Source organism: Streptomyces hawaiiensis (assembly GCF_004803895.1).
Lineage (GTDB): Bacteria > Actinomycetota > Actinomycetes > Streptomycetales > Streptomycetaceae > Streptomyces > Streptomyces hawaiiensis.
Map to the genome: position 1 here is coordinate 6,636,240 of NZ_CP021978.1, position 21,210 is coordinate 6,657,449.

At 72.8% G+C, this 21,210-nt stretch carries 16 protein-coding genes; 9 read left to right on the forward strand and 7 right to left on the reverse strand.

What is annotated here, in order from left to right; all coding sequences use genetic code 11:
* The first annotated feature begins 18 nt into the window (after nucleotides 1–18).
* On the forward strand, nucleotides 19–1,140 hold the full coding sequence (locus tag CEB94_RS30630) for an acyltransferase family protein (protein ID WP_175435242.1): 1,122 nt from the start codon (nucleotides 19–21) through the stop codon (nucleotides 1,138–1,140).
* A 76-nt stretch (nucleotides 1,141–1,216) separates the two neighbouring features.
* Here CEB94_RS30630 and CEB94_RS30635 read toward each other — a convergent pair whose 3' ends face one another.
* The 6 genes from CEB94_RS30635 to CEB94_RS30660 form a co-directional block, all read right to left on the reverse strand.
* Nucleotides 1,217–1,387, reverse strand: coding sequence for a hypothetical protein (locus tag CEB94_RS30635; RefSeq protein WP_175435243.1), 171 nt, complete (start codon nucleotides 1,385–1,387; stop codon nucleotides 1,217–1,219).
* Nucleotides 1,388–1,602: 215 nt separating this feature from the next.
* On the reverse strand, nucleotides 1,603–1,833 hold the full coding sequence (locus CEB94_RS30640) for a hypothetical protein (RefSeq protein ID WP_175435244.1): 231 nt from the start codon (nucleotides 1,831–1,833) through the stop codon (nucleotides 1,603–1,605).
* Nucleotides 1,834–2,221: 388 nt separating this feature from the next.
* Nucleotides 2,222–3,244 carry a hemolysin family protein gene (locus CEB94_RS30645; protein WP_175435245.1) on the reverse strand — a complete coding sequence of 341 codons (1,023 nt, stop codon included), beginning with the start codon at nucleotides 3,242–3,244 and terminating at the stop codon, nucleotides 2,222–2,224.
* Nucleotides 3,241–4,575 (reverse strand): hemolysin family protein, encoded by a 1,335-nt coding sequence (locus CEB94_RS30650; protein ID WP_175435246.1) that lies wholly within the window; start codon nucleotides 4,573–4,575, stop codon nucleotides 3,241–3,243. Before CEB94_RS30650 ends, CEB94_RS30645 begins: the two co-directional genes overlap by 4 nt.
* Nucleotides 4,576–4,812: 237 nt before the next feature.
* Entirely contained in the window at nucleotides 4,813–6,495 is a 1,683-nt protein-coding gene (locus CEB94_RS30655; RefSeq protein WP_175437222.1) for a hypothetical protein, read from the reverse strand.
* 252 nt (nucleotides 6,496–6,747) lie between these two features.
* Nucleotides 6,748–10,770, reverse strand: coding sequence for a bifunctional nitrate reductase/sulfite reductase flavoprotein subunit alpha (locus CEB94_RS30660; RefSeq protein WP_175435247.1), 4,023 nt, complete (start codon nucleotides 10,768–10,770; stop codon nucleotides 6,748–6,750).
* 194 nt (nucleotides 10,771–10,964) lie between these two features.
* Here CEB94_RS30660 and CEB94_RS30665 point away from each other — a divergent pair, with 194 nt between their 5' ends.
* From CEB94_RS30665 to CEB94_RS30680, 4 genes are all read left to right on the forward strand, one after another.
* Nucleotides 10,965–11,360: a cell division protein SepF gene (locus CEB94_RS30665; protein ID WP_031134653.1), complete on the forward strand. Its 396-nt coding sequence runs from the start codon at nucleotides 10,965–10,967 to the stop codon at nucleotides 11,358–11,360.
* An 84-nt stretch (nucleotides 11,361–11,444) separates the two neighbouring features.
* On the forward strand, nucleotides 11,445–12,578 hold the full coding sequence (locus CEB94_RS30670; RefSeq protein WP_175435248.1) for an AAA family ATPase: 1,134 nt from the start codon (nucleotides 11,445–11,447) through the stop codon (nucleotides 12,576–12,578).
* The gene (locus tag CEB94_RS30675) at nucleotides 12,571–12,930 is read left to right on the forward strand and encodes a nucleotide pyrophosphohydrolase (protein WP_175435249.1); all 360 of its coding nucleotides are present in this window, start codon (nucleotides 12,571–12,573) and stop codon (nucleotides 12,928–12,930) included. Before CEB94_RS30670 ends, CEB94_RS30675 begins: the two co-directional genes overlap by 8 nt.
* Before the next feature lie 198 nt (nucleotides 12,931–13,128).
* Complete coding sequence (locus CEB94_RS30680) at nucleotides 13,129–13,599, forward strand: DUF6099 family protein (protein WP_175435250.1); 471 nt, start codon at nucleotides 13,129–13,131, stop codon at nucleotides 13,597–13,599.
* A gap of 398 nt (nucleotides 13,600–13,997) precedes the next feature.
* Here the strand turns inward: CEB94_RS30680 and CEB94_RS30685 are convergent, their stop codons facing one another.
* Nucleotides 13,998–14,165, reverse strand: a complete 168-nt coding sequence (locus tag CEB94_RS30685; RefSeq protein WP_175435251.1) for a hypothetical protein — start codon at nucleotides 14,163–14,165, stop codon at nucleotides 13,998–14,000.
* 240 nt (nucleotides 14,166–14,405) lie between these two features.
* Between CEB94_RS30685 and CEB94_RS30690 the strand changes: the two genes are divergently transcribed.
* The 4 genes from CEB94_RS30690 (at nucleotide 14,406) to CEB94_RS30705 (ending at nucleotide 21,198) form a co-directional block, all read left to right on the forward strand.
* A complete protein-coding gene (locus tag CEB94_RS30690) occupies nucleotides 14,406–15,329 on the forward strand; it encodes an LLM class F420-dependent oxidoreductase (RefSeq protein WP_175435252.1) in 924 nt (307 codons plus the stop codon).
* A gap of 156 nt (nucleotides 15,330–15,485) precedes the next feature.
* The gene (locus tag CEB94_RS30695) at nucleotides 15,486–16,949 is read left to right on the forward strand and encodes a 3' terminal RNA ribose 2'-O-methyltransferase Hen1 (protein WP_175435253.1); all 1,464 of its coding nucleotides are present in this window, start codon (nucleotides 15,486–15,488) and stop codon (nucleotides 16,947–16,949) included.
* Entirely contained in the window at nucleotides 16,946–19,522 is a 2,577-nt protein-coding gene (locus tag CEB94_RS30700) for a polynucleotide kinase-phosphatase (protein WP_175435254.1), read from the forward strand. Before CEB94_RS30695 ends, CEB94_RS30700 begins: the two co-directional genes overlap by 4 nt.
* Before the next feature lie 158 nt (nucleotides 19,523–19,680).
* On the forward strand, nucleotides 19,681–21,198 hold the full coding sequence (locus tag CEB94_RS30705; RefSeq protein ID WP_175435255.1) for a VMAP-C domain-containing protein: 1,518 nt from the start codon (nucleotides 19,681–19,683) through the stop codon (nucleotides 21,196–21,198).
* Nucleotides 21,199–21,210: the final 12 nt, after the last annotated feature.

Consider the following 21,210-nt stretch of genomic DNA (forward strand, 5'->3'; position numbering starts at 1 on the left):
GTCGCTCCGGGAGGGCCCGTGAGTGACACGGTGACCCCGGTCCGCCCAGGGGCCGAAGCGACCCGGGGCACGCGGACCAAGGAGCAGGACGCGGCGCCCCGCCCGGTCCGGCAGCGGGACGCGTTCTTCGACAACGCCAAGTACCTCGCGATCGTGCTCGTGGCCGTGGGGCACGCCTGGGAGCCACTGCGTCAGGGCAGCAGGGCCGTGACCGCCCTCTACATGCTCGTCTACGCCTTCCACATGCCGGCGTTCATCATCATCTCCGGCTACTTCTCCCGTACCTTCGACGGCAGCCCGTCCCGCATCGGGCGCCTGGTCACCGGCGTCGCCGTCCCGTACGTGGTGTTCGAGACGGCGTACACGTACTTCACCCGCTGGACCAGCCAGGACCCCGACCGCCCGGTCAGCCTGCTGGACCCCCTGTACCTCACCTGGTTCCTCGCGGCGCTGTTCGTCTGGCGGCTGACCACACCCCTGTGGCGGCTGGTGCGGTGGCCGCTCCCGCTCGCCCTGGTCATCGCGATGGCGGCGACGACCGCGCCGTCCATCGGCCACGACCTCGATCTGCAGCGCACCCTGCAGTTCCTGCCGTACTTCGTGTGCGGTCTGCTGCTGCGGCCGGAGCACTTCCGGCTGGTGCGACGGCGCACGGTACGGATCCTCGCCGTGCCGGTGGCCGTCTGCGCGCTGGGAATGGCGTACTGGGCGGTGCCGCGGATGGACTACGCCTGGTTCTTCCACGCCGACAGCGCCCGGGAGCTGGGCGTCCCCCTCTGGTACGGGCCGCTGATGACCCTGGCCGCCTTCGGCTGCTCCCTCGTCCTGGCCGGCTGCTTCCTCGCCTGGGTGCCCGGGCGCCGGACCTGGTTCACCGCGCTGGGCGCCGGCACCCTGTCCGGCTACCTGCTGCACGGCTTCGTCGCGCAGGCCGCGAAGTACGGGGGCTGGTACGAGCCGGCCTGGGTCCGCGGCCCCGTCGGCATGATCGCGGCCACCCTGGTCGCCGCCGTCGTCGTCACCGCCCTGTGCACACCGTCCGTACGGCGGGTCTTCCGCTCTGTGACGGAACCCGAGATGGCGTGGGCCTTCCGCGACACGGCCGCCACCCGGGCCGGGGCCCGTCGAGCCGCGCCCTGACCGAACCGGCCCGCTGGAGAGACAGCGCAGTGAGGCGGCGTGGACGGTGAACCGGGGCCGGGACGGCCCCCGGAGATCAGTGCGCGCCGGTCTCGCGCGGGGTCGGGGCGACGCCGTTCAGTGCCTGGCTCATCTGGTGCTGGGTCTCTTCTGCCACCGCACGGGCCTCCTCGACGACGTCACCGCGTTCGCGTATGAGGCTCTCGTAGATCGGCAGTTCTTCGGTCCGGGTCGAGTCGGTTTTCACAGTGCTGTTCCTATCGCTTCGCAGCCGGGATCTGAGGGGTCCGAGTAAGTCTGCGTCACGCCCGTTCACCGCGTTACCCACCCCCGTGGTGTCCAGATTTCCGTCACGTGCTTCGCAAATCCCCCACGTTTGCGGCCGTGACGGGCGAGAGTGCGCGGACGCGGATACGAAAGGGCCCCGGGAATCGCTTCCCGGGGCCCTCCGCGCGGATGTCGTCAGAGCGACGTCGTGTGCACGCCCGCGTTCGCGCCCGCAGCCGCGCCCTCCGGCGAGAGGACCGCCTGCACGGTGGCGCAGGCCTCGCCGGTCAGGGGGCCGACCAGGCCGGCGGAGAGGCCGCCCACGAGGCCCGCGGAGACACCGACGCCGCCCGCGTTGCCGCCGGCGACGGTGTCCAGGTCGGCGTCGGAGAGCTCGGCGGTGGCGACCCGAGAGGTGAGGTTCATGGGGGTGTTTCCCTTCGCGTGAATGTCTCGCAATGGCGGTGAGCGCGAGCGAAACCGGAATCCGGGGACCGGGATTCCGTTCCGGCCGCTCCCGCCGTGCGCAGGATCAAAGCACTCCCCGGAGCGGAGAGCCAACCGCTCACCGGCGATGCGCGGCTCCGCTCCGCCACCGCCTTCACCCCTATGACCACGGGGTCACCGGATGCGCCCACTCCTTCACACAGCCCGTCGCCCGCCCGGGCGATAGGGCGTTGCGCCCCGATTCCCGAAGCGGGCACTTCGCCGCCAAGTGCCCACACCGGAGCCGGGACTCGGCGGCCGGCCGGACGCCGCGCCGCCTCCCGGGGCGCGGTGTGCAGATGTGCTGGATGTTCGGGCCCCGTCCCCGTCAGACCGCCGCGGCCGGCTGCATCAGGCGGGCCAGCAGGTCGTCCAGGGTGACCAGGCCGGTGAGCCGGCCGGAGCCGTCGCGCACCACGGCCAGGGACGACCGGCGGCGGCGCAGCACCTCGATCGCCTCGGCGACCGTGGCGGTCTCCGCCAGCTCGGGCACCGGCCGGGCGAGGTCCCGCGCGGTCGTGGCCCGCCCCCGGGGCCGGGCCACCAGGGCGTCCCGGGCGTGCACCGAGCCGAGGACGGCGCCGTTCTCCCGGACCAGCAGCCGGGTGCGGTCGTGCTCGGCGGCGAAGCGCAGCAGCGCGTCGAGGTCCGCGCCGCCCTCGACCCAGGTGATCTCGGCGGCCGGGATCCGCAGCGCGGCGACCGGTGTCTCCGGCTCGGTCAGCGAGCGGGTCAGCAGTTCTGAATCGGTCGCGCTGATCAGGCCCAGCCGCTCCGACTCCTCCACCAGGTGCGTCAGCTGCTCCCGGTTGTGCACCGAGGCCAGCTCGTCGCGCGGGGCCACGCGGCACAGCCGTACCAGGGCGTTGCTCACCCAGTTGAGCAGCCGGATCAGCGGACGTACGGCCCGCACCACGGCCCGGAAGGGCGGCGACAGCAGCATCGCCGAACGCTCCGGGTGGGCGATCGCCCAGGACTTGGGCGCCATCTCGCCGAGCACCATGTGCAGGAACACCACCACGACCATCGCCACGGCGAAGGCCACGCCGTAGCTGACGGCGCTGGGCAGGCCCAGTTTGTGCAGCAGTGGGTCGAGTTCGTGCGAGATCGCCGGCTTGGACACCGAGCCCAGGCCCAGCGTGCACACGGTGATGCCCAGCTGGGCGCCGGCCAGCATCAGCGACAGCTCGCGCATCCCGGCCAGGGCCGCCCCGGCGCCGCGCCGTCCCTCGGCCGCCGCCTTCTCCATGCGGTGCCGTTTGGCGGCGACCAGCGCGAACTCGGCCGCGACGAAGAAACCGCTGCCGATCAGCAGCAGCACGGTCACGAAGACCGCCATCGGGAAACTCACGCCATCTCCTCGGCTTCCACGAGCGGGCTGATCCGGACGCGGTCGGCCACGTGCCGGTCCAGCGTGCGGACGTCGATCAGGGCCCGGCCGCCCCCGGGCAGCTCGACCGTGACCCGGTCGCCGACCGTCGGGAAGCGGCCGAGCCGGTCCACGACCAGGCCGGCCACGGTGTCGTAGTCGTCGTCCTCCGGCAGCCGGACACCGGTCGCCTCGGACACCTCGTCCACGCGGCGGCCGGCGTCCACCAGCCAGCCGTCGCCGTCCGCGACGGCGAGCACGGTGACCTGGTCGGACTCGTCGGCGATGTCGCCCACCAGCTCCTCGGCGATGTCCTCGTAGGTGACGATGCCCGCCACGCCGCCGTGCTCGTCGAGGACGACCGCGAACTCGTCGTCCTGCTCCCGCATCCGCGCCACCGCGTCGGGCAGCGCGAGCGTGTCCGGCAGCAGCAGCGGTCGCCGGGCCACCTCACCGGCCCGCGCGCCGGCCAGACGTGCGGCGGGCAACGCCATCAGTTCGCGCACGCCCAGCACGCCCACGATGTCGTCCGGGTGGTCGCCGAGCACCGGGTAGTTGGAGTGGCCGTGCCGGGCGATCAGACCGACCGCCTCCTCGGCGCCGGCGTCCTTGCGGACGAACACGGCGTCGGCGCGCGGCACCATCACCTCGTCGAGGGCGCGCTCGGAGAACTCCAGCGCGTGGTCCAGCAGCGCGGCGGTGTCCTCGGGCAGCTCGCCCCGCTCGTGGGACTCGCCGATCAGATGGCCCAGCTCCTCCAGCGTGGCGCCGTGGTGCAGTTCCTCGACGGGCTCGATCCCGGCCTTGCGCAGCAGCCGGTTGGCCGCGCTGTCGAAGATCCGTACCAGCGGGCCGACGACCTTCAGATACGCCAGTGTGGACGGGGCCAGCGCCTTCGCCAGGCGTTCGGGCACGGCGATGGCGAGGTTCTTCGGGGCGAGTTCACCCAGCACCATCTGCACGACCGTCGCCAGCACGAAGGCGAGTGCGACGGCGATGCCGCTGACGGCCGCGTCGGGCAGGCCGAGCCCCGACAGGGCGGGCCTGAGCAGCGCGGACACCGACGGCTCGGCGATGAAGCCGACCACCAGCCCGGTGACGGTGATGCCGAGCTGCGCGCCGGACAGCATGAACGACAGCCGCTCCAGCACCCTGAGGGCACGGGCCGCCTTGCGGTCCCCGGCCTCGGCCTCACGGGCGAGGGTGAGCCGGTCGGCGGAGACGTAGGCGAACTCCTGCGCCACGAAGTAGCCGGTGCCGGCGGTCAGCACGAACACGGCGAGCAGGCCCAGCAGGGCCTCTGCGGCACTCATCGAACACCACCCCGCCGTGTGCCGCGATCATGGGTGCCGTGGCGGGATGGTCGGGGACTGTGCCCCGGGGGGTCCGTCGCTCTGGCGGACAAGAACGTGCTCCTTACGTGCGGCGTGTCTCCGGTTCAACGCTGGTCGTCGCTCCGGTGTTCCCGAATTCTACGACCGTGTAGATCCAGCCGCCCGAGGGCACGGAAGCCAAGGCGTCCGTCGCCCACGCGGCCCTGCTTCCCCCCGTCAGCCCGCTGCGCGCACCGCCGCCTGCACATCCGTGCTCGACAGGGTCTGCGGCGACGCCGTGAACGCGCGCAGACGGATCCGGACACCCGGCCGGGGGAGCGGGAAGCGGCCCGCGGGAGGTCGGAGTTCATAGCGGGCGGTGCCGTGCGCGGGCAGGGTGCGCGGGCCCCGGACGACCCGCCAGTACGGGTCCATGCCCTGGCCGGTGGTCAGGGTGAAGTGCGGGGTGAGGGCCGTGTCGCCGGTGTTTGTGACCTGGAGGGCGAGGCGGGAGACGGTCGCCGCGGTGGGGTGCCGGGCCGCCGTGACCCGCATCCGCAGGGGCGGTGTGCCCGTCGCCGCCACGGCCGCGCAGGCCAGCGCCGGCGCCAGCAGCAGGGCCGTCGCGGCGATCCGCGCAGGGCGGCGGTGCGGCCCGGACAGCAGGCCGGGGCGAGGCTGCAAGGCCCTCGCGAACGCCGACGCCGGAGCGGTCACCGCCGCCGCCAGCCACAACGGCGTCATCAGCAGGTAGTAGCCGTCCTGCGACCGGGTCGCCAGGTAGAAGGCGCACCAGGGCAGTACGGTCGCGGCCGGGCCGAGCCGTCGTACGAACAGCACGAACAGCGCGAGCAGCCCGGCGAGGAGCAGCAGGCTCGCGTGGGAGTACCAGTCGAGCCGGTCGCTGCCGTCCGTCAGATACAGCGAGATGCCGACCACGCCCTGGCCGTGCAGCACCGCCCCCTGCGTCAGCGGCAGGGCGATCCCCGTGAGCCAGCGCCCCGGCTCGCTCACCACGAAGTACGCGTTGATCAGCAGCCACACGCCGGCCGCGGTCCCGGCGAACCTCGCCACCACCACCAGCGCCGCCGCCCGCCCGCCCAGCTCGCCGCGCCGCACGGCGTAGATCCCGGCCAGCAGGAACGGCGCCAGGAACCAGGGGAGTTGCTGCGCCGCGCACGCCACCCCCAGACACACGGCCCGCGCCAGACCCGCCGTCCCGAGCCGTCCGCCCTGACCGGTCCGGGTCCAGCGCACCACCACCGGCACCAGCAGTGCCAGCGCCACGATCGCCGGGTAGCCGAGCCGCCCGTACGACGGCAGCATCCCGAAGCCCAGACACACCAGGGTCGCCGCCGACCGCCACGGCGCCGGCAGCATCCGCCACAGCGCGACCGTCCCGGCGATCAGCGCGCCGGTGCTCACCGCCGTCGCCGGAGTGCCGCCGTGGCCCAGCCACAGAAACGGCACCGTCAGCAGCGGGGCCAGCGGCGGATAGCCGTAGGTGTAGTCGTAGCCGCCGGTCACCGTCGGGGTGAGGGCGACGCCGTGGCCGAAGAGCCAGGGCCACGGCTGCCCGTACACCGGATGCCCCGCGGCCAGTTCGCGCGCCGCCTGGGTGGTGAGGAGGGCCTCGTCGGAGCCGTTGTGGAGCATGATCCACGCGCACAGGGTGAGCGTCACGCCTGTCACCAGCACGCAACCGTCCACCCGGGCCAGCGACCGGGCCCCGCGGACGACCAGGGCCAGCACCCCGCACGCCAGGATCGAGGCGTAGCACAGCGAGATCACCGCGGCCACGGCCGGCCGGTGACCGGCCGCCGACGTCCACACCGCCCGCGTGCCGATCAGCAGGCCGATGTCGGCGAGCAGGGTCAGGACGCGGTGCCACTGGGCCGGGGGAGCGGGCGCCGCCGACACCGCCGACTGCGTGCGCGGGCCGGGCACCACCAGCGTGGTTTCTGCCGAGTACACGCCGCAGGACGCTAATCGCCGCCGGTGAGCGGGGCCCGGAGGGAGGTGAAGATTCCGGTGTGATCCGGGTAAGCGGGCCTCTCGCCCCCCGGGCTCCCGGCCCCTCGGTCCCCGGCCCCTCGGTCCCCGGCCCCTCGGTCCCCGGCTCCTCGGTCCCCGGCTCCTCGGTCCCCGGCCCTCGGCCCTCGGCCCCGAAGGTCAGTACACGTCCCGCATGTACCGCTTGTCCGCCGCGAGTTGCTTCACATACGCGGCGGCCTCGGCCTCGCCCAGTCCGCCGTGCGCCATCGCGATGTCCCGCAGTGCCCGGTCCACGTCCTTCGCCATCCGGGAGGCGTCGCCGCAGACGTAGAAGCGGGCCCCGTCGCGCAGCCAGTGCCACAGCTCCGGCCCGTGCTCGCGCATCCGGTCCTGCACGTACACCTTCTTGCGCTGGTCCCGGGAGAAGGCGGTGTCCAGCCGCGTGAGGGTGCCCTCGTCGCGCAGCGCCGTCAGTTCGTCCTCGTAGTAGAAGTCCGTCGCCCGGTGCTGCTCCCCGAAGAACAGCCAGTTGGGGGCGCGGTGGCCGAGCGCCCGCCGCTCCTGCAGGAAGCCGATGAAGGGCGCCACGCCGGTGCCCGGGCCGACCATGACCATCGGCGTCGAGGCGTCGGCCGGGGGCCGGAAGTGCGGCGAGCGCTGCACGAACACCGGTACCTCCGTGTCCGGTTCGGCGTCCGCGAGGAACGGCGAGCAGACCCCGCCGCGCGCCCGGCCGTGCAGGCTCTCGTACCGCACCACGGACACCGTCAGCGACACCCGGTGGGGATCGGCCAGCGGGCTGGACGATATGGAGTACAGCCTCGGCTGGAGTTTGCGCAGCACCCCGGCCCACTCCTCGGCGCTCGCCCGCACCGCGTACTCGGTGAGCACGTCCACGGTCTGCCGCCCCCAGCTCCACTGGGCCAGCCCGTCCTTGTTGTCCGGCCGCAGCAGCCTGCGCAACTCGTGCTTGTCCCGGGCCTGTTCGGCGACGAAGCGGAGCAGGTCGGGGGTGATCCGGGTGATGTCGAGATGCCGGTGCAGCGCCTCGCCGAACGGCACCTCCCCGACACCGTCGACCGTCACGGCCGACCCGGCGTCCACCCCGGTCACCGCCAGCCACTCCTCCACCAGGGCGGGCGCGTTGACCGGCCGCACACCGAGCGCGTCCCCGGCCTCGTACGCCAGGTCCGTACCGCTCGTGTCGAAGGTGAACCGCCGGACCTCCTTGCCCGCCCCGGCCCGGCTGAGCAGCCGGTTGCCGACGAGGCGGGCGGTGGTGACGGGCCTGGACCTCGTCCGGGGCTTCTCGGCCGGGACGTCGGACCGCTCGCCCAGCGCCGACAACACCTGGTCGAGCCACTCCCCGGCGGACGGCTCGAAGTCCGGCTCGCAGTCCGTACGCGGGGCCAGCCGCACCCCGCCCAGCTCGTCGAGCCGCGCGTCCAGCCGCCGCCCGTGGCCGCAGAAGTCGTCGTAGGAGGAGTCGCCGAAGGCCAGCACCGCGTACCGCACCCCGTCCAGCCGAGGGGCCCGCTCGCCGCGGAGCGCGTCCCAGAAGCCCGAGCCGTTGTCGGGTGCGTCGCCATCGCCGAAGGTGCTGGTGATGAACAGCAGGTCCGCCGTGCGGGCGAGCGCCCCGACATCGGCGTCGTCCATGCCGACGAGGGTCGTACGGTGCCCCGTCGAGGTCAGCCGCTCGGCGGTGGCGGTGGCGAACTCCTCGGCGTTCCCGGTCTGCGAGGCCCACAGCACGACGATCTCCCGTCCTGCGGACCGATCCTGCGGCGCCGCCGCCCCGGTTCGTGAGTACATGCCGGCCAGGACCCCGTTCACCCACAGCGCGTGCTCGGGGGAGAAGGGCGCGTCGGGCGGCAGCACCGGCACGCCAGGGGCGCCCGAGCCGAGCCCGGCGAGGAAACCGGTGAGGTACCGGCGCTCCTGGGCGGAGAGCACAGGGGGAGGGGAGGGTTCGAGGCCGAAGGGATTCGCGGTGCCGGGTGTCACCGTCGTGGGCGTCAGGGCCGGTGTCTCCGGTACGGGCGCCGCCACCTTCGCCAGCGACACCGCGCACACTTTGAACTCCGGCTGGAACGACAGCGGGTCCACCGCGTCGCTCGTCACCGCGTTGATGCTCAGGTACTCCCCGAACAGGTCGTTCCAGTGGAACGGCGCGAAACAGCACCCGGGTCGCACCCGGTCCGTCACCACCGCCGGCAGCACGGCCCGCCCGCGCCGCGAGGCGACCTCGACGAGATCACCGTCGGCGACCCCGAGCGCCGAGGCGTCCTGGGGGTGGAGTTCCACGAACGGCCCGGGGTTCAGTTTGGTGAGTTTGGCGACCTTCCCGGTCTTGGTGAGCGTGTGCCACTGGTGCTGGACCCGCCCGGTGTTGAGCACGAACGGATAGTCGTCGTCCGGCATCTCGGCGGCGGGCAGATGCGGCCGCGCGAAGAAGACCGCCCGTCCCGAAGCCGTCGGAAAGCGCAGCCCCTCTTCCCCCACGTACCGGATCGGATTGCGCTCCGGCCCGTCCTCCCGCGCGGCCGGCCACTGCACGGGAGTCTCCCGCAGCCGCTCGTAGGTGACCCCGCGCAGATCCCACCCCGTCTTCGGGTTCCGGAACCGCCGGATCTCCTCGAAGATCTGCTCGGCGCTGTCGTACGAGAACCCCTTCTCGTACCCCATCGCGCAGGCCACCTCGGCGATGATCCGCCAGTCGGCCATCGCCTCCCCGGGCGGGTCCGCGGCGGCCTGGGTCAGGGTGAGGTTGCGCTCGCTGTTGACGAAGACACCCTCCGCCTCGGTCCACATCGCGCCGGGCAGGACGACATCGGCGTACGCGTTGGTCTCGGTGTCGGTGAACACGTCCTGCGCGACGACGAACTCGGCGGCCTCCAGCCCCTCGATGACCGTGCGGCGGTTGGCGACCGAGGCGACCGGGTTGGTGCAGATGATCCAGCAGGCCTTGATCTCCCCGTCGGCCATCTGCCGGAACATCTCGACGGTGCCCTGCCCGGCCCCGTCGGCCCGCAGCGTCCCCGGCGGCAGCTCCCACACCTCCTCGGTGAACGCCCGCTCCTCCTCGACGAGCACCGACCGCTGCCCCGGCAGCCCCGGGCCCATGTAGCCCATCTCGCGCCCGCCCATGGCGTTGGGCTGCCCGGTCAGGGAGAACGGCCCGGCGCCCGGACGGCAGATCGCGCCCGTCGCCAGATGCAGGTTGACCAGGGCGTTGGTGTTCCAGGTGCCGTGGGTGGACTGGTTCAGGCCCATGGTCCAGCAGCTCATCCACCGCCGGCCCGCCGCGCCGATGATCCGGGCCGCCTCGCGCAGGTCGTCCTCACCGAGGCCGGTGATCTCGGCGACGGCCGCCGGGGAGTAGTCGGCGAGGAACCCGGGCAGCGTCTCCCAGCCCTCGGTGTGCGCGGTGACGAACTCCTCGTCGACCTGTCCACTCTCGTGCAGCAGACGCAGCAGGCCGTTCAGCAACGCGAGGTCGGTCCCCGGCCTGATCTGGAGGAAGAGGTCGGCCTTCTCGGCGGTCGCGGTCCGCCGCGGATCGACGACGATCAGCTTGGCGCCCGCCTTGACCCGCTCCATCATCCGCAGGAACAGGATCGGATGGCAGTCGGCCATGTTCGACCCGATGACGAGGAAGGCGTCCGCCCGGTCGAAGTCCTCGTACGACCCGGGCGGCCCGTCCGCGCCCAGCGACAGCTTGTAGCCGGTGCCCGCGCTCGCCATGCACAGCCGCGAGTTCGACTCGATCCGGTTCGTCCCCACGAACCCCTTGGCCAGCTTGTTCGCCAGGTACTGCGCCTCCAGGCTCATCTGTCCGGAGACGTAGAAGGCGACCGCGTCCGGCCCGTGTTCGTCGACGATCGACCGCAGCCGCGCGGCCGTCTCGGCGATCGCGTCGGCCACGGGCACCGGGACCGCCTCATCGCCCCGGTCGTCCCGCACCAGCGCGGTGGTCAGCCGCCCGGGTGCGGCCAGCATGTCGGCCGTGGTCGCGCCCTTGGTGCACAGCCGGCCCGCGTTCGCCGGATGCGCCTTGTCACCGGACGCCTTCAGCACCGTGCGCCGCCCGTCCGGGCCCGTCCCCACATCGAGCACCAGGCCGCAGCCCACACCGCAGTACGAGCAGACGGTGCGCACCCGCTGCGTCTCCTGCTGCGGCCGGGGGGTCGTGGTCATGCCGTCGACGGTACGAACATCCCGTTACGCAGGTGTCACATCGCTTGATCACGAGCAGTTACGCCCGTCACACATCCGCCTTCCGGCCGTTGTGAGGGGCAATGAGGTGGCGGAGCGTGTCGCTGTTGGGCCGAACGGGTGACTCTGCGCAAGAATTGCCCGATGCAGACAGCGAGCGCGACCCAGGACGGAGCATGCCGGTGAACAGCCACGATGTCACCGACGAACAGTGGGAGGGGCTCGCCCAGGTCGTACCGCTGCGGGGCCGGGACGCCTGGCCGTCCTCCGTCGGCCACCGGTCCATACCCGAGGCCGAGACGGAGACCCGCCGCCGTTTCGTCGTCCTGCGGGTGAACGTCTTCGCCGACGCCCGTGACGTCGCCGAGCGGCTCATGGCGGGCGTCCCCGTCCTCCTCGACCTCACCGGCGCGGAGACGGAGGTCGCCAAGCGGGTCCTCGACTTCAGCACGGGCGTCGTCTTCGGCCTGGCGAGCGGGATGCACCGGGTGGACCGCAACGTGTTCCTGCTGACGCCGGCGGGGACCGAGGTGACCGGGCTGATGGAGGGAGCGGGGCTCCCCGGGGTGTGACCGCGGGGGTGACCGTAGCTCGATCGTAGGAAGCCCCCGGAGACGGAACGGTTCGTCCTGCCGGCGGAGCCCTACCGTCCGGACATGACACACCCCGCCCTCCCCGACCGCCCCCGCGTCACCGAACTGCGCCTGGCCGCCTTCACCACCCACCGCCGCGCCGCGTTCCCGCTCGGGCCCCTCACTCTCCTCGCCGGTCCCAGCGGCAGCGGCAAGACCAGCGCGCTGCGGGCGTACGAGGCCCTCGCCCGGCTCGGGGGCGGCGCCGAGCTCGGCGAGGCGTTCCCCGACCCCGTCGCCTGTGTCCCGGAACGGGCCCGGCCCGACGCGCAGCGCCGCCGCGGTTTCCGTATCGGCTGCACGGCCGACGGCCCCGCCGGCCCGGTCCGTCTCGACGTGGCCGTACAGGCCGAGCCCGAACTGCGCGTCGTGGGCGAGCGGTTGACGTCCGACGGGCTGATCCTCCTGGAGACCGCCCTGCGCGACCCGGGCAAGCGTGCCGTGCAGGCGGCCTGGCACACGGCCGGGCCGACGCCGGTGACCCGAGGGCCGCTCCCGGACGACCGGCTCGGCACCGCCCTGCTGCCGCTGCGCGTGGCCGGCAAGACACCCGGGCAGTGCAGGGTGCTGGCCGCCGCCGAGCAGATGGTCGTCGCCCTGCGCTCCGCCTTCGCCTGCGACCCGGAACCCGCCCGTATGCGCGGCCCCGTGGCGGCCGGCTCCGGCCGTCTCCTGGGCGGCTGCGGCAACCTCGCGGACGTGCTGTGGCGCACCCGCGCCGAGTGCGGGCGGCGGCACGCGCAGTTCGTGGCGGCGGTGCGGGCGGGGTGCGCGGGGCCGGTGGCGGACGTGCTCGCCCGGCTGGACGGCACCGGCACGGTCACCGCGGCCGTCGACCGGGGCGACGGCTTCCACACGGACCTGGGACGGCTCGGCCACGGCGAACTGCGCTATCTCGCCCTCGCGTTGGTGCTCTTCACCGGACCCGGCGTGCTGGAGGTCGACCCGGCCGGGGAGGTGCCCGCCGCGCTCCAGACGCTCACGGTCCTCGCCGACGGTTTCGACCGGGGCCTGGATTCGCGGCAGCGGCGGGAACTGCTGAGTCTCGCGGCCCGGATGTGCGAGCGGGGGCACATCCGGCTGCTCGGCGCGGTCAGCGACGGCTCCTGGGCCGCCGGGACGGAGGGAGCAGCGGTGGTACACCTGGACCGTGACTGATCCACTGGACGCACCGCAGCCCGGCCCCCGCGGCGAACCCCTGGACGTGGCGACCCTGCAACGCCGGCTGGCCGCGTTCGCCGCCGCGCGGAACTGGCAGCCGTACCACACCCCCAAGAACCTGGCCGCCGCCCTCAGCGTCGAGGCGTCCGAACTGGTCGAGATCTTCCAGTGGTTGACGCCCGAGGAGTCGGCCCGGGTCATGGCCGACCCGGACACCGCGCACCGCGTCACCGACGAGGTCGCCGACGTGCTCGCGTATCTGCTCCAACTGTGCGAGGTGCTCGGCATCGACCCGCTGGCGGCGCTGGACGCGAAGATCGACCGGAACGAACGGAGGTTCCCCATCTAGCGGCACCGCCCCGCCGCCTGGAGCGGAAAAATCCACTTGTACGCTACGTAATCAAATCGCGGCCCGAATCCGAATTGTTGTCCGAAGATTTCCGCCTTCCTCTGGCTTTTCGTCTCACACCCCTTCACTCTGGGTAGTGAACAAGGGAGTGCGGGCAGACGGACGCGCACAGCGCGTCGGACAAGACGGGGGCAGCGCATGGACGCGGTGCGGCTCATCGTGACGAGCAGGCGGTCCCTGGCGGCGGGCGGCGACGCGCGGGAGACCCTGGCCGAGGTGTGGCAGGCGCAGGCCCTCGCGCAAGCCATAGGCAGCCGCCTCGCGGTCGCCGGACCTCCCGAACTGCGGGGCGAGGCGCTGGGGTTGACGGAGCTGGCGGGCCGGGGCTGCGGTGTCCTCGACCCGCCGGAACTGGCCCCCGGTGAGCTGCGGGCGGGCCAGCTCACCGAGTTGGGTGACGCCCGCCACACCCTGATGTACCTCGGTGGCCTCCTCGGCGAGGTCGGCATCGCCCTCGTCGCCCTGGCCAGCGCCGCCGACGACGAGGGCACGTACTGGCAGTGCATGGAGGCCATCGACGCTGCGGACGAGTCCCGCGACCGCGTCCTGGAAATGCTCCGCAGACTCGCGGACCGGGAACAGACGATGCCGCAGAGGGAGGCGGGGTAAGGGAGAGGGCACGGGGCCGGGCTCTTCCCGCGCCGGGGCGCCTCTGGTCGGAGCCCCGCCTCGACGGATCGCGCGTAGCCCAGCCCTGCGACCCGGCGTCGGCCCGGCCGGGCGAGGCTGAGCAGCTCGCTGCGGAGTACAGGCGAGTACAGACGCCTCCAGTCGTTCGAACGGGCCCCGGCGGCGGGCCCGGCTGCGGAACGCGCCCCCGGGCCGGGCCATCGACCGGGCCGTCCTGAAGGAATCGGGCGGCTGGGTGCCCGCGGCCGGCTGCCCGGGCGGTCTCCGGCGCCGCCGTTGAGCCGGTCGTCCGTGAATCGCCGGCGGGCCAGGGAGGGCGCCGGCGATTCCCCGGCAGATCCACCGGCCGTTCCGGCGCCTGCCGTACCCGTCTGCGGCTACTGCGGTCTGGGCTGATCCGCCTTGGATTCCATGGGCGGAAAACCCGCCTCCGACTGCAGATCGGAGAGATCCGCGTTCAGCGCCGCCATCAGCTCCTCCATCTGCTGCAACAGCCCTTTCGGCTGCCCGGCACCGCCCTGCTGCGGCACGGTCTCTTCGGACATGACGGCCTCCTCGGCCCCCGGCCCCCGGGGAGGCCGACGCGGGTGACGCCCCGGTGGTCCACCCCCCGGTGCGGAAGCCGGGGGCTCCGGCTCCGCCCGAGCCAACGATCACCGTCGGGGCCGGTCACTGGCCCGGTCACCCGGGCCCCGCGGTATGGACGTAATTTCACCCGACCGGGGACCGGCCGGCCCTGGGGAGGCGACCTCGTGATCGCACACCCCGGCGTGCAGGATGGAAGCATGGATCTTCGCATCTTCACCGAGCCCCAGCAGGGGGCCACCTACGACACTCTGCTCACCGTCGCCAAGGCCACCGAGGACCTCGGCTTCGACGCCTTCTTCCGTTCCGACCACTACCTCCGCATGGGCAACGTGGACGGCCTGCCCGGCCCCACCGACGCCTGGATCACCCTGGCCGGACTCGCCCGCGAGACCAAGCGCATCCGGCTCGGCACCCTGATGACCGCCGGCACCTTCCGGCTGCCCGGCGTGCTCGCCATCCAGGTCGCCCAGGTCGACCAGATGTCCGGCGGCCGGGTCGAACTCGGCCTCGGCGCGGGCTGGTTCGAGGAAGAGCACAAGGCCTACGGCATCCCCTTCCCCAAGGAGAAGTTCGCCCGCCTCGAGGAGCAGCTGGAGATCGTCACCGGCCTGTGGGCGACGGAGGCCGGCAAGACCTTCGACTTCCACGGCACCTACTACGACCTCGCGGACTCTCCCGCCCTGCCCAAGCCGGCGCAGCGCAAGATCCCCGTGCTCGTCGGCGGCCACGGCCCGTCCCGCACCCCACGGCTGGCCGCGAAGTACGCCGACGAGTTCAACATGCCGTTCGCCTCCGTCGAGGACAGCGAGCGCCAGTTCGGCCGGGTGCGCGCGGCCGCCGAGGAGGCGGGCCGCCGCGGCGACGAGCTGACGTACTCCAACGCCCTCGTCGTCTGCGTCGGCCGGGACGAGGCGGAGGTCGCCCGCCGGGCCGCCGCGATCGGCCGCGAGGTCGACGAGCTGAAGCTCAACGGCCTGGCCGGCTCCCCGGCCGAGGTCGTCGACAAGATCGGCCGCTACGCCGAGATCGGCTCCCGCCGCATCTACCTCCAGGTCCTCGACCTCGACGACCTCGACCACCTGGAACTGATCTCCGCGCAGGTGCGGTCGCAGCTGTCGTAAGGGCCCGCCGAGCCGCCCTCCATAAACGAAGGCGCTGGTGGGCACAGGTGTGCGAAGCTGTGGGCGTCGTCCTGCCGAGCCCCCAGGATCACCCTTCCTGGGGGCTCTCGCACGTACGGCACCGAAAACGTCCACCCAGCCGGAGAGGCCCTCCGCATGTTCCTGACGATCACCACCACCGGCACCCCGGAACGCCCCGCCACCGACCTCGGCTACCTGCTGCACAAGCATCCCGACAAGGCACAGGCGTTCTCCACCTCCTACGGCACGGCTCACGTCCTCTACCCCGAGGCGGAAGCCCAGCGCTGCACGGCGGCGCTGCTGCTGGAGGTCGACGCGGTGGCACTGGTCAGGCGCGGCAAGGGCAAGGGCCGCGGCGGTGCCCCGGACGCGGCACTCGCGCAGTACGTCAACGACCGCCCCTATGCGGCCTCCTCCCTGCTCGCCGTGGCGCTGAGCGGCGTCTTCTCCAGCGCGATGAAGGGCGTCTGCAACGCCCGGCCACAACTGCCAGGCCAGGCCAGGCCGCTGCGCGTGGAGGTGCCCGCGCTGCCCGCCCGAGGCGGCCCCGACCTCGTACGGGGGCTCTTCGAGCCGCTCGGCTGGGCCGTCACCGCCGAGCCCGTGGCGCTGGACAGTGAGTTCCCCGAGTGGGGCGACTCGCGGTACGTGAGCCTCGTCCTGGAAGCGGACACGCTCACCCTCGCCGAGGCGCTGCGCCACCTCTACGTCCTGCTCCCCGTCCTCGACGACGCCAAGCACTACTGGGTCGCCCCCGACGAGGTCGACAAGCTGCTGCGCGCCGGAGAAGGCTGGCTGCCGGGCCACCCGGAGCAGCGGCTGATCACCAGCCGCTACCTCTCGCGCCGCTGGTCGCTGACCCGGCAGGCCACCGAGCGCCTGGAGCTGGTGCGGCTCGCGGAGACCGACGACAGCGAGGTCGAGGAGATCGACAACGCGGTCGGGGCGGAGACCGAGGCCGAGGAGAAGCCGACCCCGCTGGCCGTGCGGCGCCGCGAGGCGATCGTCACGGCGCTCCGGCAGTCCAAGGCCGCCCGGGTTCTCGATCTGGGCTGCGGGCAGGGCCAGTTGGTGCAGACGCTGCTCAAGGACCCGGCGTTCACCGAGATCGTGGGGGTGGACGTGTCGATGCGGGCGCTCACCATCGCCTCCCGGCGCCTCAAGCTGGACCGCATGGGCGAGCGGCAGGCGTCCCGCGTCGAGCTCTTCCAGGGCTCCCTCGCCTACACCGACGTCCGGCTCAAGGGCTACGACGCCGCCGTGCTCAGCGAGGTCATCGAGCACCTCGACCTGCCCCGGCTGCCCGCCCTGGAGTACGCGGTGTTCGGCTCCGCGCGTCCGCGCACGGTCCTCGTGACCACCCCGAACGTCGAGTACAACGTGCGCTGGGAATCCCTCCCGGCCGGTCACGTCCGGCACGGCGACCACCGCTTCGAGTGGACCCGCGCGCAGTTCCGCGCCTGGGCCGAGTCGGTGGCCGAACGGCACGGCTACGGCGTCGAGTTCGTACCCGTCGGCCCGGACGACCCCGAGGTGGGGCCGCCCACCCAGATGGCCGTGTTCACGATGACCACCCCGAAGGAGGCGAAGGCGGCATGACCGACGTACAGCAGGGGCGCGTGCTGCCCGTCACCGACCTGTCCCTGGTGGTGCTGGTCGGAGCCACCGGCTCCGGCAAGTCCACCTTCGCCCGTAGGCACTTCAAGCCCACCGAGATCATCTCGTCCGACTTCTGCCGCGGTCTCGTCTCGGACGACGAGAACGACCAGAGCGCCACCAAGGACGCCTTCGACGTCCTGCACTACATCGCGGGCAAGCGCCTCGCGGCCGGCCGCCGCACGGTCGTGGACGCGACCAGCGTGCAGCCCGAGGCCCGCCGTCAGCTCATCGACCTGGCCAAACAGTACGACGTGCTGCCGATCGCGATCGTGCTCGACGTGCCCGAGGAGGTGTGCGCCGAGCGCAACGCCTCCCGCACCGACCGCGCCGACATGCCCCGCCGGGTCATCCACCGCCACACCCGCGAACTGCGCCGCTCCCTCAGGCACCTGGAGCGCGAGGGCTTCCGCAAGGTGCACATCCTGCGCGGCGTCGACGAGGTCGAGCACACCACGATCGTCACCGAGAAGCGCTTCAACGACCTGACCCACCTCACCGGCCCGTTCGACATCATCGGCGACATCCACGGCTGCGCCGCCGAACTGGAGGCGCTGCTGGCCAAGCTCGGCTACGTCGACGGGGTCCACCCGGAGGGCCGTACGGCCGTCTTCGTGGGCGACCTGGTCGACCGCGGCCCGGACAGCCCGGGCGTGCTGCGCCGTGTGATGGCGATGGTGAAGTCCGGCAACGCGCTGTGCGTGCCCGGCAACCACGAGAACAAGTACGGCCGTCACCTGCGCGGCCGCAAGGTCCAGCACACCCACGGCCTCGCCGAGACCATCGAGCAGATGGCGGGCGAGAGCGAGGAGTTCGTCGCCGAGGTACGGCAGTTCCTCGACGGCCTCGTCAGCCACTACGTCCTCGACGGCGGCCGGCTCGTCGTCTGCCACGCCGGCCTGCCCGAGAAGTACCACGGCCGCACCTCCGGCCGGGTCCGCAGCCACGCCCTGTACGGCGACACGACCGGGGAGACCGACGAGTTCGGCCTGCCCGTGCGCTACCCGTGGGCGGAGGACTACCGGGGCCGGGCCGCGGTCGTCTACGGCCACACCCCGGTGCCGGAGGCGACCTGGCTCAACAACACCATCTGCCTGGACACCGGCGCGGTCTTCGGCGGCAAGCTCACCGCGCTGCGCTGGCCGGAGCGCGAGCTGGCCGACGTACCCGCCGAGCGGGTCTGGTACGAGCCGGCGAAGCCGCTGCGCAGTGAGGCGCCCGGCGGGCACGACGGCCGTCCGCTGGACCTGGCCGACGTACAGGGCCGCAGGGTGGTGGAGACCCGGCACCAGGGCCGCGTCTCGATCCGCGAGGAGAACGCGGCGGCCGCCCTGGAGGTCATGAGCCGCTTCGCGGTGGACCCCAGGCTGCTGCCGTACCTGCCGCCGACGATGGCCCCGACGGCCACGAGTCACATCGACGGCTACCTGGAGCACCCGGCCGAGGCCTTCGCGCAGTACGCGGCGGACGGTGTCGCGCGGGTCGTGTGCGAGGAGAAGCACATGGGCTCGCGGGCGGTGGCCCTGGTGTGCCGCGACGCCGAGGCGGCCCGCAAGCGCTTCGGCGTCGGGGGCACCTCCCGCTCGAGCGCAGCCGAGAGTGGGGGAGGACCCGGCGGTTCGCTCTACACCCGCACCGGCCGCCCCTTCCTCGACGACGACGCCCTCACCGAGGAGATCCTCGACCGGGTGCGCACGGCGATCGGCGAGGCCGGCCTCTGGGAGGAGCTGGAGACGGACTGGCTGCTGCTGGACGCCGAGCTGATGCCCTGGTCGCTGAAGGCGTCCGGGCTGCTGCGCTCGCAGTACGCCGCCGTGGGCGCCGCGTCCGGAGCGGTGCTCCCACAGGCCCTGGGCGCCCTGCAGGGCGCGGCGGCGCGCGGTGTGGACGTGGCGGACCTGCTGTCGCGCACCGGCGAACGCGCCGCGGACGCGGCCGCGTTCACGCGGGCGTACCGCCGCTACTGCTGGACCACCGACGGTTTGGACGGCGTCCGGCTGGCACCGTTCCAGATCCTCGCGGTCCAGGGGCGCAGCCTGGCCGGCCTGCCGCACGACGAGCAGCTCGCCCTGCTCGACCGGCTCGTCGAGCACGACGGCAGTGGCCTGCTGCAGACCACCCGGCGGCTCTACGTCGACACCGCCGACGCGGAGTCGGTCCGCTCCGGCGTCGACTGGTGGCTGGAGATGACCGGCCGCGGCGGCGAGGGCATGGTCGTCAAGCCGGTCGGCGCGGTGGTCCGCGACGGCGAGGGCCGCCTGGTCCAGCCCGGCATCAAGTGCCGGGGCCGCGAGTACCTGCGGATCATCTACGGCCCGGAGTACACGCGCCCGGAGAACCTCGCCCGCCTGCGCTCGCGCTTCCTCAACCACAAGCGGTCCCTGGCGATCCGCGAGTACGCCCTGGGCCTGGAGGCCCTGGACCGGCTGGCCGAGGGCGAGCCGCTGTGGCGGGTCCACGAGGCGGTGTTCGGAGTGCTGGCGCTGGAGTCGGAGCCGGTCGACCCGAGGCTGTGAGCCGGGGGCCCACACGATTCCGGCCAGGCTTGTCCCGCCTGGGACGCTCCTGGCCGGACGTCGCCCTTCCGGTCCCATTCGTCCCTGGTTAACCGCTGGTTGCCGTGCTAACTTCGCTGGTCGGCCCAGACAGGTGAACCGACTCAGGGGGAAAGTCGGTGCGGACAGGTACGGCGCCCGGCGAGTTCGGCGGCACATCCGGGCAGCAGCCGGGTTTCGAGCTGCTGTTACAGCTCACCGACGTCCTCTGCGAGCTGGGCTGCGTCGAGGACGCGCCGAGCCGGGTGCAGTTCGCCGGCCTCCTGGGCGGCCAGCTCCGCCGGCAGGTGGACATCCGCGGCGTCAAACTCCGCGAGGACGTGGTGAGTCTGGTGACCGCCGCGCTGAGCGTGGCGGGCGGGGAACACGTACTGGTCGGGGTGGTCCGCATCCTCGAGGGAGCCCCGGCCGGAGACGAACTCGACCGGCTGATCGCCCCTGCCCCCACCCTGGCCGGACCGCTGTCCAAGGACGACGAGAAGAGCGCACGCGTCGCGCTCTCCCGCGGCGACCTGCCCGCCGCACGATTACGGGACGGCCTGGCCGAGGAGCTCGCCGGCCTGGACCTCCCCGACGGACTCACCCCCGAGCAGCTGTTCGCACATCTCCTGGAATGGAACGTGCAGGAGGACGGCCTGCCGCCCGTGGTCCTGCTCCTCGACCACGCGGCCGCTCTTGCCGGGACCGTCGAGCACCGCCTCGCGCTGACCGGCTGGGTCGATGACTGGACCGGACGCGCGGGCCTGACCGCGCAGTTGGGCAGACGCCGGGACAGACGCGCGGCGGTGGTGTGGTCGCCCGACATCCCCCGCACCCTCGTCGTGGCCGTCGAACCGGCCCGGGACGGCAGCACGGACGTGGTCGTGCGGACCTGGACCAACGCGACCCCGGGGCGCTGGGACCCGCGCCCCGGCGAGCCGGACACGATCCCCCTGGACGACCTCGGCCGCGCGGTGGACGAGGCGCTCCGGCACGGCACCCAACTCTGGCTGGTGCCGCGCGAACCGGATGCGGGCGGACGCCAGGAGCCGCCCGCGTACATAGAGTTCATCCTTCCGTACGATCTGATGAACCACGATGTGGCGGGGTTGACGTTCGCCATAGGCGACGGTGAGCCCACTCCGCTCAGCCTGCGGTACGGGGTGCATCTACGCAGCCTGGAACGCATGCGTACGGACAACGCCGTGGTCCGGCAGCAGTGGCTGCGGCGTTGGGCGGCGCTGAAGCAGCACGGGATCACGGTGCACGCCTGGCGGGAAGCGGACGCCCGGCGGCTGCGCGCGTGGCAGATCGCGCTCGCCGGGGAATCCAGAAGGACGGCAGTGCTGTTGGACGCGCCGACCGGGGCACCGGCTCTGGAGGCACTCAAAGCGGCGATCGCGGAGGGGGTCGGGCTGGCCGTCTGGGACCGCAGAGGTGTGTTCAAAGAGGAGAGGCGCGAGGTGGTGACCGCGGTCTTCGCCGCCGTCACGCTGCCCGTCCAGCTTCCTTCCGTCATTCACCGCATGCGTCTGAACGCCGAGAGCGGCGCGGAGGACGCGGTCCAGTATCTGGCCCGGAACGTCGGATTCCTGTGGGACGACCCCACACGTGTCGTCGACCTCCAGGCCACCGACCCCGGCGATCTCGCCAGCTGAGCTAGGAGGCTT

Excerpts from the sequence above, each read along its gene's own strand:
- CEB94_RS30640 (WP_175435244.1), bottom strand. The coding sequence starts at position 1,833 with ATGAACCTCACCTCTCGGGTCGCCACCGCCGAGCTCTCCGACGCCGAC.
- CEB94_RS30650 (WP_175435246.1), bottom strand. The coding sequence starts at position 4,575 with ATGAGTGCCGCAGAGGCCCTGCTGGGCCTGCTCGCCGTGTTCGTGCTG.
- CEB94_RS30660 (WP_175435247.1), bottom strand. The coding sequence starts at position 10,770 with ATGACCACGACCCCCCGGCCGCAGCAGGAGACGCAGCGGGTGCGCACC.
- CEB94_RS30665 (WP_031134653.1), top strand. The coding sequence starts at position 10,965 with ATGCCGGTGAACAGCCACGATGTCACCGACGAACAGTGGGAGGGGCTC.
- CEB94_RS30670 (WP_175435248.1), top strand. The coding sequence starts at position 11,445 with ATGACACACCCCGCCCTCCCCGACCGCCCCCGCGTCACCGAACTGCGC.
- CEB94_RS30680 (WP_175435250.1), top strand. The coding sequence starts at position 13,129 with ATGGACGCGGTGCGGCTCATCGTGACGAGCAGGCGGTCCCTGGCGGCG.
- CEB94_RS30685 (WP_175435251.1), bottom strand. The coding sequence starts at position 14,165 with ATGTCCGAAGAGACCGTGCCGCAGCAGGGCGGTGCCGGGCAGCCGAAA.
- CEB94_RS30690 (WP_175435252.1), top strand. The coding sequence starts at position 14,406 with ATGGATCTTCGCATCTTCACCGAGCCCCAGCAGGGGGCCACCTACGAC.
- CEB94_RS30695 (WP_175435253.1), top strand. The coding sequence starts at position 15,486 with ATGTTCCTGACGATCACCACCACCGGCACCCCGGAACGCCCCGCCACC.
- CEB94_RS30700 (WP_175435254.1), top strand. The coding sequence starts at position 16,946 with ATGACCGACGTACAGCAGGGGCGCGTGCTGCCCGTCACCGACCTGTCC.